Source organism: Streptococcus sp. E24BD (assembly GCF_041807825.1).
In the GTDB taxonomy this organism is placed as follows: domain Bacteria; phylum Bacillota; class Bacilli; order Lactobacillales; family Streptococcaceae; genus Streptococcus; species Streptococcus entericus.
The window spans coordinates 1-12,623 of record NZ_JBGTZB010000043.1; the positions used below are offsets into that span (position 1 = coordinate 1).

Here is a 12,623-nt window from a genome sequence, read left to right on the forward strand (position 1 = left end):
TATTTTAGAGCTCGGGAAGAACTAGTCACTCCCCTGACTAGTTCTTTATTCCATATGAGTCTTTCTAATGTGAATTTAGTCGCTTTTCATTATAGGTCATATGGGCTTTTTTCATACTCAAAAAGGCTCCATAATCTCCGAGGTGGATTTAACCACTACAAAAATTATAGAGCCCTTTTTTATATGATAAGGATTATTCAGCCCATTCTCCGCCACGGAAGATTGGGACACGAGTGCCGTCGGCCTTGATGCCGTCGATGTCCATGTGTTCAGAACCGATCATGAAGTCCACGTGAGCGGTTGAGCGGTTGAGTCCAGCTTCCTTGAGCTGTTCAGGGGTCATTTCAGTGCCACCCTTGATGGAGAAGGCGTAGGCTTGACCGATAGCCAAGTGGTTAGAGGCGTTCTCATCGTAGAGGGTGTTGAAGAAGGTCAGACCTGACAATGAAATTGGGGTCTTGTGGGGTACCAGAGCCACTTCACCAAGGGCACGGGCACCATCGTTTTCTTCCACCAAGCGTTTGAGGGTTTCTTCACCTTTTTCAGCCTTAACGTCAACGATTTGACCGTCTTTGAAAGTAAAGGTCATGCCTTCGATGACAACACCAGCGTAGCTGAGTGGTTTCGTTGAGGTCACAACACCATCAGCGCGACGGTAGTCAGGCGCACAGAAGACTTCCTCAGTTGGCATGTTGGCGATGAATTTCTCACCTTGGGCATTGATAGATCCTGCAGCTTGCCAGCTGTGGTCTTTTGGCATACCAAGGACAAGGTCAGTGCCGGGAGCAGTGTAGTGGAGGGCGTCAAACTGTTGCTCGTTGAGCCAAGCAGCGCGTTCTGTCAAGCGAGCTTCGTGCTCGTCCCAAGCCTTAACAGGGTCATCCTCGTAGATGCGGTTCATCTTGAAGAAGGCATCCCAGAGAGCATCAACCTGCTCTTCTTCGCTCGCTAGGTCTGGGAAGACCATAGCCGCCCATTCTGGACTAGCAGCAGAGGCCAAGTTCCAGCTGATTTTGTTGGCTTGACTAGCATTACGTTGCTCTTCGAGGGCGATAGCCATAGCTTTCTGAGCTGTTTGAATGCGGTCTGGGTTAACCCCACCGTAAGCGTTAGGGTCAGATGATAGGATAACTAAGCGGCTAGCTTTTTTACTGAGCAAATAGCGAGAGCGTTCAACGATGTAGCCTGGTACATTTTCCAAACGCTCAATGTCAGCATGGAGCAGACGTTGGCGAGAAATTTTGTCATCAACGAAGTCTACAATAACTTCAGCAGCTCCCTTGGCGTAAGCTTCTTCGGTCAAGAGGCGGGCGAAGGCAACATGCTCAGCAGCAATTGAGATGATGAGGGTATGCCCTTTTTGGACGTTAACGCCTTTAGCAATCAAGAGCTGGGCGTATTTTTTCAGGTTCTGGTCAAAATTTGGTAAAACCATAAGTGTCTCCTTTTCTTTTTATGACCTTTCTACTTTACCATATTTTCTGATTTTTCACAAGAATTGATGAAAAGAACATGTTAAACACAAAAAACATGCTGTAACAATTTTTACATGGTTAACTCTATTGGCACTTGCCTTGATTTTTGATTGGTAGTTGCAAAAAATTCCCCTCAACTCAGTGAAGGGAATCTACATTACACATTTAAGACCTTATCTAAGAAATCTTTGAGACGTGGGTGTTGTGGGTTGTCAAAGAGTTGCTCTGGGGAGCCATCTTCGAGGAATTGACCGCCGTCTGTAAAAATCACACGGTTGGCCACCCTTCTAGCAAAGCCCATCTCGTGAGTGACAATCAACATGGTCATACCTTGGTCGGCCAAATCTTTCATAACATTGAGCACGTCGCCAACCATCTCAGGGTCAAGAGCAGAGGTTGGCTCGTCAAAGAGCATGATGTCTGGATTCATAGCCAGACTTCGAGCGATAGCCACCCGTTGCTTTTGACCGCCTGATAGGCTGTCTGGGTAGGCATCTGCCTTGTCGGCCAATCCAACTTTTTCCAAAAGGTCGCGCCCGACCTTATCAGCCTCGTTCTGGCTCAGCTTGCCTAATTCGACAGGAGCAAAGGTGATGTTTTCAATCACGGTCATGTGAGGGAAAAGGTTGAAGTGCTGAAAGACCATGCCGATGTTCTCCCTTGCCTTGTCTACATTAGTGGCTTTGTCAGACAGGTCAAAACCATCAACAATTACCTTGCCACTAGTAATGGTCTCAAGCAGGTTAAGGGTGCGCAGGAAGGTTGATTTGCCAGATCCTGACGGACCGATGATACAGACGACATCACCTTCGTAGAATTGGGCAGTGATGCCTTTTAGCACCTCGTTATCACCGTAGGTTTTGTGCAAATCTTGCACATCAATTTTTAATTCTCTTGTTGTGGTCATGGCTTAGTTCCTTTCCAGTTTCTTGGCTAGTCTGGTCAGTAGGGTGATGATGACCAGATACATCACTGCTAGTATAGCATACATGCGGAAGGATTGGTAGTTTCTGGCGATGATGATCTTCCCTGTTTGGAAGAGTTCAACCATTCCGATGGCTGAGATGATGGTCGTGTCTTTGAGTGAGATGACAAACTGGTTGATGAAGTTGGGTAACATGAGTTTGATGGCCTGTGGCAGGATGATTTTCTTCATGGTGGTTCCGTAGGAAATGCCTAGGCTACGAGAAGCCTCCATCTGACCAACAGGTACGGCTTGAATGCCTCCGCGGACGATTTCGGCAATATAAGCTCCGCCATTGAGCGTTAGCGCAATAGTACCAGCCACAAAGTCGTTAATGGGACTCTGCTGACCGGTCAGGCTCTCAAGGAGATTAGGTATGCCCCAGAAGATAAAAGCGGCGACAATCATGAGGGGAATGCCTCGTACGACGTCGACGAAGATAGCTGAAAGGATGCGTAGAGCCTTTATAGGGCTGACGGACATCATACCGACGATGATGCCGACCACAGTCGCTAAGGCAAAAGAGATCAAAGCCAGAGACAAGGTTGCCCAAAGCCCAGATAGGAGTTGCTTGTAATTGTTGCTAATCAATCCGGCGATGGTAGTCTCGTTAACAGCTGATGCGGTTGTGCTGGTTTCGCCCAGATACTTGGCAATAATTTTGTCGTAGTCTCCGTTAGCTTTGAGGGCGGCTAGCCCATTGTTGAACATGGTGATGAGTTCGGGGTTGCTGCCTTTTTTGACCGCAAAACCATACTCACCTGATGGCTCGCCTGAGATTGGGGTAGCAAAGTTTCTGCCTTGGGTAATAGCATAGCGGAGAACCGCTTCATCGTCCATTAGAGCATCTAAAGCGCCAGAATTGAGGCTGTCATACATGGCTGAGGCTTCATCAAAAGCCTTGAGGGTATAGCCGTATGTTGTTTGATTTTCTTCTAAAAACTTGTAGGACGAGGTACCATTTTTGGCGCCGACAGTTTTACCAGTCAAGTCCTCGTAAGTAGAGATATTGCTTCCGTTTTTTACCGCCAGCAAAATGTTTGAGGTGTAGTAAGGGTCGGAGAAATCAAAAATTTCTCGCCGGGCATCGGTGATGGACATGCCAGCGATGACGGCATCAGCCTGACCGGCTTGAACCGTATTGAGGGCGGCATCGAAACCTGGGTTGCTGATGGTAATCTTGAAGCCCTGTTGATCAGCGATAGCCTGAATTAGCTCCATGTCAATGCCGACATAGTTGCCCTTGTCGTTTTGGTATTCAAAGGGTGCAAATGATGAATCACTGACGATGTGGTAATTCGATTTGATCGGTTTTGCGATAGTGCCATCTGCAGCAACTAGTCCACCAGATAAAATCACAAGAAATGTCATAAAAAGTGACGTCATAAAAATTAAAAATCGCTTCAAAGTTAGCCTCCTTGGTTAGATATAGGGCTATTATAACAAGATTTTTTCTGTCAGTCAATAAACGATTTTAATTGATGTTAGGTTTTTTTACATTATAAAAATTAGAGTCTCGATAGATTTGATTTCAAGTCAGTCAAATAGTTTCTGATGTGGTAAAATAGGATAAAAGAAGAAAAAGGAAAAGCATAATGATTGACCGTAAATCCGATAATCAATTCAAATTAGTCTCCAAATATTCCCCATCAGGTGACCAGCCGCAGGCCATTGAGCAGCTGGTGGACAATATCGAGGGAGGCGAGAAGGCCCAAATTCTCATGGGGGCGACGGGTACGGGGAAGACCTACACCATGAGTCAGGTCATCGCCCGTGTCAACAAGCCGACCCTGGTCATCGCCCACAACAAGACCCTGGCTGGTCAGCTTTACGGCGAGTTCAAGGAATTTTTCCCTGATAATGCTGTGGAGTATTTCGTGTCTTACTATGATTATTACCAGCCTGAGGCTTATGTGCCATCCAGCGATACCTACATCGAAAAGGATAGCTCGGTCAATGACGAAATCGACAAACTTCGTCACTCGGCGACCTCAGCTCTGCTGGAGCGTAATGATGTTATCGTGGTGGCCTCAGTGTCCTGCATCTATGGTTTGGGGTCCCCCAAGGAATACTCGGACAGCGTGGTCAGTCTGCGTCCTGGTCAGGAGTTGTCTCGTGATGACTTGCTCAATGCGCTGGTGGATATTCAGTTTGAACGCAATGACATCGACTTTCAGCGGGGGCGGTTCCGTGTGCGGGGTGATGTGGTGGAAGTCTTTCCAGCTAGCCGAGACGAGCATGCCTTTCGGGTCGAGTTTTTCGGTGATGAGATTGACCGTATCCGTGAAATCGAAAGCCTGACAGGGCGGGTGTTAGGTGAAGTTGACCACTTGGCTATCTTCCCAGCCACCCACTTCGTGACCAATGAAGATCACATGGAGCAGGCCATTGCCCAAATCCAAGCTGAGCTTGAAGAGCAGCTCCGCCATTTTGAACAAGAAGGCAAGCTCCTCGAAGCCCAGCGGCTCAAGCAGCGGACGGACTACGACATCGAGATGTTGCGGGAGATGGGCTATACTAATGGCGTGGAGAACTACTCTCGCCACATGGATGGACGACAAGAGGGCGAGCCGCCTTATACACTTCTGGACTTTTTCCCAGAGGATTTCCTCATCATGATCGACGAGAGCCACATGACCATGGGGCAAATCAAGGGCATGTACAACGGTGACCGCAGCCGTAAGCAGATGCTGGTCGACTATGGCTTCCGCCTGCCATCGGCTTTGGACAACCGCCCACTTCGCCGTGAGGAGTTTGAGAGCCACGTCCATCAGATTGTCTATGTATCGGCGACCCCTGGTGACTATGAGATGGAACAGACCGAGACCGTGGTCGAGCAGATTATCCGACCAACAGGGCTACTGGATCCCGAGGTGGAGGTGCGTCCGACCATGGGGCAGATGGATGATTTGCTGGGTGAAATCAATAGCAGAGCAGAAAAAGGGGAGCGGGTCTTTGTCACCACGCTAACCAAGAAAATGGCAGAAGACCTAACCGACTACCTCAAGGAAATGGGGGTTAAGGTCAAGTACATGCACAGCGACATCAAGACCTTGGAGCGGACGGGGATTATCCGTGACCTGCGACTGGGTATCTTTGATGTGCTGATTGGAATTAACCTGCTGCGTGAGGGGATTGATGTGCCAGAGGTGTCTCTGGTCGCTATCCTCGATGCGGATAAGGAAGGCTTCCTGCGCAATGAGCGAGGTCTCATCCAGACCATCGGACGGGCGGCCAGGAACGCTGAAGGCTATGTCATCATGTATGCGGATAAGGTGACCGAGTCCATGCAACGAGCCATGGATGAAACAGCCCGCCGTCGTCAACTCCAGATGGCTTATAATGAGAAGCACGGCATTGTCCCACAAACCATCAAAAAAGAAATCCGCGACCTCATCGCCATCACCAAGTCTGCTAAGGGAGAAGTGGCAGAAGAGACCGTTGACTACTCCGCTATGAATAAGACCGAACGGACAGCCGCCATCAAAAAACTGGAAAAAGAAATGCAAGCCGCCGCAGAACTCCTCGACTTCGAACTCGCCGCCCAGATTCGGGATATGGTGCTAGAGTTGAAAGCGATGGGGTAAATAAGGTTTACGGGAGAATGAGATGACGAAAGAAATAACAGAATTAGAATATTATGCTAACTTGATGACAAAAATTAGCCATAAAAAATATGAGTATTACGTTGTATCAAGGATTATACATTTATTAGATGATTTTGAGATAGAGTTCACAACTCAGCAAGTTGTTAGAAAACCAAATGGGAATTATCTCATGGATTTATTTTTCCCGCAGTTCAATATCGCGGTTGAGATAGATGAACCATATCATATAAAAAACTTTGAACTTGATAAATATAGAGAAAAAGAGATCATAAATCTTACAGGAATAACTATAAAACGAATTACTATAACTGACTTATACGATGTTGATGAACAAATCAAAAGGCTGGTTCAAGAGATAAGAAATTGTAAAAATTCCAAGATTAAATCAAATCAGTTTATGCCCTTTCAATTTGACAAGCGATTTGATGTACAACAATGGATTGATAGAGGAAAGTTGAAAGTTACAGATAATGCTAAATTTAGAACGCATGTAGATGTTTTGAAATTATTTGGCAAAGACTATAAAGGTCATCAGAGAGCAACTTGGAAAATTTTAGAAAATACGCAAGTTTGGTTTCCTAAACTTTATAGCAACAGGGATTGGACAAACGAATTGATTGATGATGTGAAGATTATTCAAACTAAAAATGATGGAATAATGTTAATTGAAAATATAGTTAAAAATTCTATAGTTTTTGCACATCAAACGGATGTGTTCGGAAAAACGTATCATGTATTCAAGGGAGTTTTTGAATGTGTTAAGGCCGATTCTGAGTCCATTGAGTACAATAGAGTATCTGAAGTATTAGATTTAAAAACGTTTTTATAACATGATTAGATATTTTAAGTTAGTTAATTCTTTACAAAATTTAGGGTGGGTAGAATTTTTATTTGTGGAGTAATTAATCAAAAGTATAGAGCAGCTAAGTTTAGATTCCAGATAGTAAAAAACTAGATGCCTGTTTTAAATAGTTAACTGGCTGCCCAAATCAGGGATATGTTATTGGAGTTGAAAGCGATGGGGTAGGGATTCGTAATGTTGCGCAAATTGATGTTTATCGCCACAATTCCCCGTTGACACCAAACGTAAAATCTGCTACCCTATAAAGGTTGATGATTACAATTTTAGAAGGAGACCTCATGTCTGAAACCAAAATCATCAAAATCGCAAATGCTGATCCATCGGCTCTAGGGCTGTTTGGCTTGGTCATTGTTACTCTCGTTGCTTCTTCGCAGAAGCTAGGCCTTACCACCGGGACCTCTCTGGTTGTTCCTTGGGCCATCTTCCTCGGTGCCTTTGCCCAGCTCTTTGCCTGCATTCACGATGCTAAGCGCCAAAACCTCTTTGGCACGACGGCTTTTGGTGCCTACGCCCTGTTCTGGTTTGGCGTTGCTATGAGTTGGATGACCCAAAACGGCGTTTTTGGGGCTAAAATGGCAGAGCTGTCTGATGTGAAACAGTTGAGTTTTGCTTTTCTGGGCTACCTGATTTTCACGCTGGTGATGACCCTAGCTGCGACTGAGACCAATAAGACTTTACTGACCATCTTTGTCTTGATTGACCTTCTCTTCATCGGTCTGACCCTTTCGACCTTGGGCATCGCAGAGCATGCCATGCATAGCTTAGCTGCCTATAGCGAGCTGGCGATTTCAGCTGTGTCTTTCTATGGCTTTGTGGTTAATATTTTAAACGGTCAATTCGGTTACCAATTTTTACCATTTGGTAAACCGCTAGGTATCTTTAAAAAATAAAAGCAAGACCTATTGGTCACTGCGACGACTTATTTTATAGAAAATAGGGAATAAATAATCAAATGAGGACTGGATCATGTCCTCGTTTTTTGTGATAAAATCTATTTTATTGATGTTAAGTGAAAGATTTAGAAAACATAAAATGCTAGGATTCCCAATATAAGCATGTGGATAGGGTAGAAGAGATACTGGGCTATCTGGGTAGGTTTAGATTTGTAGCCAGCTCTGCCATTGCACAGCCAGATAAAGGCCAGTGCCAAAGGAGCATGGAGTTGAGGCGACAAAAATGAGAAGCCAAAGTGTTGAAAGAGCAGGGGGAGGTTTTCCCAGCCGTTGGCACCAAGGTAGGAGAGGTTGGCAAGTCCTAGATTGACCAAGAGGAGGGCGAACAGTTGACCGAGGCGGTGTGACCATGTGGTGCCTCGGAATAAGTAGTATCCAAGAACAGTTATTACACCAAGACCGCGGTAATCGGTATCGAGAAATTGGGCGAGGTTGTAAGCGATAGCAGTGATCAGGATACCGCTAGCTAATGCGCCCCATTTTGGCAAGATTTGACGGCTTTGGTCAACCAGCCAGATGGTTATCAGGCTGATAACAAATGTCCAGATAACATTCTGAAAGGGGGTATAGCCCCAGGTGCCCTGTAACATGAGATGAAAGGGGAAATCGGAGATGACCGCGAGGGCAGATAATCTTAAAAGATACCGGCGGAAATCTTTGGTGTAGCTGTAGCCTTCTACGATTAAAAAAGCAAAGATGGGAAAGGCTAATCGTCCGATGTAGCGGAGCCACAGAAATTGTGGGAAAAAGACCGCACCTGTGTGGTCAATAAGCATGATTATCATAGCGATGAGGCGCAAGGAAAAGGCGGAGAATCCTTTGAAGGTGTGTGGCATGGTTACTCCTTTCGAGAAGAGTTACGGATTAGATTATTTTTTATTGGTAAAAATGAGGAGTTTGCTAATGAAATAATTGCCAACCACAATCAGGAATTGGGCGATGACGCTCTCAATTTTATTGATCATGGCGAGGTCATGATGAACAAACTGACCAATCAGTTGCGGGTATTTATCAATGAAAATATAGGCCAATATCACATCGAGTGCAAGAGTGCCAAGTCGTGCCAGGAAAAATTTAACAAAACGTGCTTGCCAGCCCTGCTTATTTTGCCGAAAAACAAAGGTATCGTTGACTAAAAAGGCAAAGATAATAGCAGTCATGTTAGCAATAACCGCTGAGTGCAAAGCCGTTTGTTTTAGAAATTCAAATAAAGCAAAGCGGATGCTGAGGTAGACAAGGGTGGTCAAGACACCAAAGAAGAGGTAGCTAAAAATCTCGTTATTAAATAATTTTTTCATACTCAGACTATACCAAAAAAACTAAAAATATGCTACAATAAAAACGTTCGTTTACGGACCCTCGGTGCTTATTTCCCTTTCGCCGAGCATATTAGATGCGGGAAAGCCGCTAAAGGAGAAAAGAAATGAAAAAATTGACAGTTACTGACTACACGCACATGGCTATCGTTGCTGCTATTTATGTTGTGTTGACCATTACACCACCGTTTAATGCCATCAGCTACGGTCCGTACCAGTTTCGGATATCAGAGATGATGAACTTCTTGACATTTTTCCATCGGAAATACATCATCGCTGTTACTGCGGGTGTTGTTATTTCCAACTTGTTTACTTATGGCTTGATTGATGTGGTTGTGGGGGGCTTATCGACCTTAGTTTTCGTTGCTCTGGGAGTTATGCTATTCAAAAAATACCAGAATGAGCGCGTTTTGGGTGGACTCTTTAATAAGGCATTTTTCTATTTTTCCTTATTTTTTGCAGCTAGCATGTTTACCATTGCAGCAGAATTGACTATTATTGCTGGAGCTCCCTTTTTCTTGACTTGGGTGACAACAGGTTTGGGAGAATTGGCTTCGCTTTTAATCGGGTCATTGCTGATTGAGCATTTGAGCCAGCGATTTGATTTGACCAAGTAGTCGATTTGGTAGTGAAGGATATCTTACCAGCCGGTAGATGTCCGTTTTATTTTGGAGGTTTTATGAAACGTTTGATTGAAAAAATGAGCATCCTATCCTTGTCGGTAATGCTGGTGTCAACCTTTGCAGTGTCGCCTGCCTTACCTGCCATGATTGCTTTTTTTGAGCCGTTAGGGATTTCTGGTGCTCAGGTTGAGTTTTTGATTACCGTGACGTCCTTAGCCATCATGGTTTCTCTGCTGGTTAATCCTTACCTAGAGGGCTATCTGCCTGAGCCGGTCATGATTAGTTTGGGATTGGTACTGATAGCTTGCGGCGGTAGTCTACCTTTGGTGACAAGGTCTTACGTGCTGATTTTCTTAGGACGGTTGATTCTTGGAACCGGTCTTGGGTTTATCAATGCGCGAGCCATCAATATTATCAGTAGTCACTATGATGGTCAGGAACGTTTGCAAATGCTCGGCTTTCGAGGTGCAGCAGAAGTGCTCGGCTCAGCTAGTTTGACTGCATTGGTCGGGCTTCTCTTGCCTTTGGGCTGGACAGCCAGTTTTGCCATTTATCTGGTTGCCTTTCTTATTTTGGGGCTGTATCTGGCTTTTGTGCCAAAAACACAGCCCGGTCAGCGCCATCAAGATAGTGACGCAGATGTTCGTTTGCCGAAATCACAGTGGCGACAAGCCATCTTTTTAGGTCTTATAGCGGGTTTTGTTATTCATATCAATACCATGCTGACCCTGAAAATTCCATTACTTGTTGAAGGGCTTGGTCTAGGGACAGCAGCCCAGTCGAGCAGAATCATCAGTGCTATGATGCTGATGGGAATTTTGGCAGGGCTCTCGTTTAGCTTTCTGGTACAACGATTAGGTCGCCAGTTGCTGGGTTTGTCAGTTCTTCTTTTTGCTGGATTAGTGTTGTTGGTTAGTTTGGGAAGTAGTCTTTTAGTGCTTGGAACGGGCGCCATCTTGTCTGGTTTTTGTTACAGCACTGTTCTCACTATCGTGTTCAATCAAGCCTCAGAAGGTGTTTCAGCTCGTCTATTGAATAAAAAGATGACTATTGTTTTGGTAGGCTGTAATCTTGGTGGAGCAAGTTCGTCGATTTTGCCAGCTTTTTTGGAACAAATTTTTCTAAATACTCAGACGATTGTGCTCATTTATGCTGTGCTGTGCTTACTCGCCGGTGTCTATCTATTAGCTCGTCCCTTGAAGCACTCTTAACTAGTCAGGTGGCTGGATGTCCAGCCACTTTTTTAGTGCGCCTAAATGGTTGCCGCACATAAAAAGCCTCTTCCGATATTCTCGGAAAAGGCTTGTTCTCAGTGATTTCCACTGAGAAATAGGGGTTTTTATTTGAGACCGTATTTTTTGTTGAAACGATCCACACGTCCATCTGCTTGCGTGAACTTTTGACGTCCAGTGTAGAATGGGTGTGAGTCAGATGAAATTTCCACACGAATCAGTGGGTAAGTTTCGCCTTCGAACTCAACAGTTTCTTTAGATGGTTTCGTTGAACCACTAAGGAATTGGTAACCAGTTGTTGTGTCAAGGAAAACAACTGGACGGTAGTCTGGATGAATGTCTTTTCTCATCGTAAAAAATCCTTTCTGCCATAGCCCTTTGTGAGCCATAGTTATTAACCATTACATTTTACCAAAAATAGCAGAGCTTGGCAAGAACTTTATCTTAAATTTCCCAAGAAATCTCATAAGCTTGATAAGGGTAATTTAAGCCATAGCCCAGCTTTTCAGCTAATTGGCGAGAAATGAGCGTATGGGCGTCCCATGACGGAGAGAGACCTTGCTCTAAGCATCGCAGGATGAGACGTGCAGCAACCACCGTTGCTAATCCCTTTAAGCGATGGTCTGGATGGGTGCTGATGTCGATTTCGATAGCGTCATCTGTTCGAGCATAAGAGGAAGCTCCTGCTACGACAGCGTCACCAAACCAGATAACCACGCCTAATCCATCTTTGGCATAAGCAGTTGCTGTCGGAAAGTTGCCGACCAAGTCACGCGACCACGGTTCTCTTAAACACTGGTCATAAGCCAAATCATTGAGATACTCTAAACGATAGCCATCAGGTAGGCCATCTGCCAAAATTCTTAACCTAGCTTGATCAAACTGATTCGCAATCATGGCATATCGGGTAAAACCGTGTGCTTTCTCTCCGTAATGATGCTCAATCAGGTTTGCCCATGCATCAGTAGTCGGTACTAGAATGATGTCTTGACCATGACAGTGTTCAACCAGATTGAGCAGTGGCTCTCCTGCCAAAAATCCAAAGGCACCAAATTGCCCGATTCGTGCCAAAACAGATTGAGGATTGTCTGACTGGTCACCCCCAGACATCACCCATCTGACCAGTTAAGCAAGCAGTTAGAAGCACTTGTTCCCACCCGTTAAACAAGTGAGCAATGCTTTCAGGTTTCTCCAAACGTTTAATCATCTTGTTTTCTCCATATTGAGGACAGTTGTTCAGCCATGAGACAAGCAGTGCCAGGTACTGTAGAGTGAACTTGTTCACCGCTTATTTCGCACTTTTTAGACTGGGAAAACTGTGTTTTATCCTGTCTATCGTTTTACAGAATAGTTCGTTTTCATTAACGAAGGATAAAAGTCCCAGTGGTGTAGGCAACAGGTTAACATCAACAAAACCACCTTGGTTGAGTAACCCATGTTAATCTGTCGATAAATAACTGCAACGATGTACTGACCCCCAAAAGTTGGACAAGAAATATTATTGAAAGGATTTAATTCTGTACTGCACAGGACTAAGTCCTTTTAATTTTGTTTTGATTCGTTTGTTATTGTAGTAAAAAATATAATCGC

At 44.9% G+C, this 12,623-nt stretch carries 12 protein-coding genes, 1 pseudogene and 1 riboswitch; of the genes and pseudogenes, 5 read left to right on the plus strand and 8 right to left on the minus strand.

Translation table 11 applies throughout. The features are described from left to right. Positions 1-193 precede the first annotated feature (193 nt). The 3 genes and pseudogenes from ACERC5_RS08855 to ACERC5_RS08865 form a co-directional block, all read right to left on the minus strand. A complete protein-coding gene (locus ACERC5_RS08855) occupies positions 194-1,435 on the minus strand; it encodes an aminopeptidase (protein WP_373659546.1) in 1,242 nt (413 codons plus the stop codon). A gap of 197 nt (positions 1,436-1,632) precedes the next feature. After that, on the minus strand, positions 1,633-2,382 hold the full coding sequence (locus ACERC5_RS08860) for an amino acid ABC transporter ATP-binding protein (protein WP_373660589.1): 750 nt from the start codon (positions 2,380-2,382) through the stop codon (positions 1,633-1,635). A gap of 3 nt (positions 2,383-2,385) precedes the next feature. Continuing rightward, positions 2,386-3,756 (minus strand): annotated as a pseudogene (locus ACERC5_RS08865) (amino acid ABC transporter substrate-binding protein/permease); the annotation flags it as partial. A 278-nt stretch (positions 3,757-4,034) separates the two neighbouring features. Between ACERC5_RS08865 and uvrB the strand changes: the two are divergent. The 3 genes from uvrB to ACERC5_RS08880 all read left to right on the plus strand — a co-directional run bounded on the left by uvrB (position 4,035) and on the right by ACERC5_RS08880 (position 7,799). Then, positions 4,035-6,026 (plus strand): excinuclease ABC subunit UvrB, encoded by a 1,992-nt coding sequence (gene uvrB, locus ACERC5_RS08870; RefSeq protein ID WP_373660590.1) that lies wholly within the window; start codon positions 4,035-4,037, stop codon positions 6,024-6,026. A gap of 22 nt (positions 6,027-6,048) precedes the next feature. Then, positions 6,049-6,876, plus strand: a complete 828-nt coding sequence (locus tag ACERC5_RS08875) for an AbaSI family restriction endonuclease (RefSeq protein WP_373660591.1) — start codon at positions 6,049-6,051, stop codon at positions 6,874-6,876. Positions 6,877-7,187: 311 nt separating this feature from the next. Next, positions 7,188-7,799, plus strand: a complete 612-nt coding sequence (locus ACERC5_RS08880; protein WP_373660592.1) for an acetate uptake transporter — start codon at positions 7,188-7,190, stop codon at positions 7,797-7,799. 128 nt (positions 7,800-7,927) lie between these two features. Here the strand turns inward: ACERC5_RS08880 and ACERC5_RS08885 are convergent, their stop codons facing one another. Next, positions 7,928-8,698 (minus strand): TraX family protein, encoded by a 771-nt coding sequence (locus ACERC5_RS08885; protein WP_373660593.1) that lies wholly within the window; start codon positions 8,696-8,698, stop codon positions 7,928-7,930. Positions 8,699-8,731: 33 nt separating this feature from the next. Further along, positions 8,732-9,160 carry a GtrA family protein gene (locus ACERC5_RS08890; RefSeq protein WP_373659541.1) on the minus strand — a complete coding sequence of 143 codons (429 nt, stop codon included), beginning with the start codon at positions 9,158-9,160 and terminating at the stop codon, positions 8,732-8,734. 28 nt (positions 9,161-9,188) lie between these two features. Further along, positions 9,189-9,288, plus strand: a riboswitch (PreQ1 riboswitch). On the opposite strand from ACERC5_RS08890, the gene ACERC5_RS08895 reads away from it, so the two are divergent. Then, positions 9,286-9,795 carry a QueT transporter family protein gene (locus tag ACERC5_RS08895; RefSeq protein ID WP_373660594.1) on the plus strand — a complete coding sequence of 170 codons (510 nt, stop codon included), beginning with the start codon at positions 9,286-9,288 and terminating at the stop codon, positions 9,793-9,795. Its footprint overlaps the riboswitch before it by 3 nt. Positions 9,796-9,857: 62 nt before the next feature. Then, entirely contained in the window at positions 9,858-11,012 is a 1,155-nt protein-coding gene (locus ACERC5_RS08900; RefSeq protein ID WP_373659539.1) for an MFS transporter, read from the plus strand. Positions 11,013-11,140: 128 nt separating this feature from the next. Here ACERC5_RS08900 and ACERC5_RS08905 read toward each other — a convergent pair whose 3' ends face one another. From ACERC5_RS08905 to ACERC5_RS08915, 3 genes are all read right to left on the minus strand, one after another. After that, positions 11,141-11,383: a type B 50S ribosomal protein L31 gene (locus tag ACERC5_RS08905; RefSeq protein WP_018367403.1), complete on the minus strand. Its 243-nt coding sequence runs from the start codon at positions 11,381-11,383 to the stop codon at positions 11,141-11,143. Positions 11,384-11,477: 94 nt separating this feature from the next. Then, entirely contained in the window at positions 11,478-12,143 is a 666-nt protein-coding gene (locus tag ACERC5_RS08910) for a GNAT family N-acetyltransferase (protein ID WP_373659538.1), read from the minus strand. Between the two features lie 388 nt (positions 12,144-12,531). Continuing rightward, a partial coding sequence (locus tag ACERC5_RS08915) for an IS3 family transposase (RefSeq protein ID WP_373660429.1) occupies positions 12,532-12,623 on the minus strand: 92 nt, incomplete at its 5' end.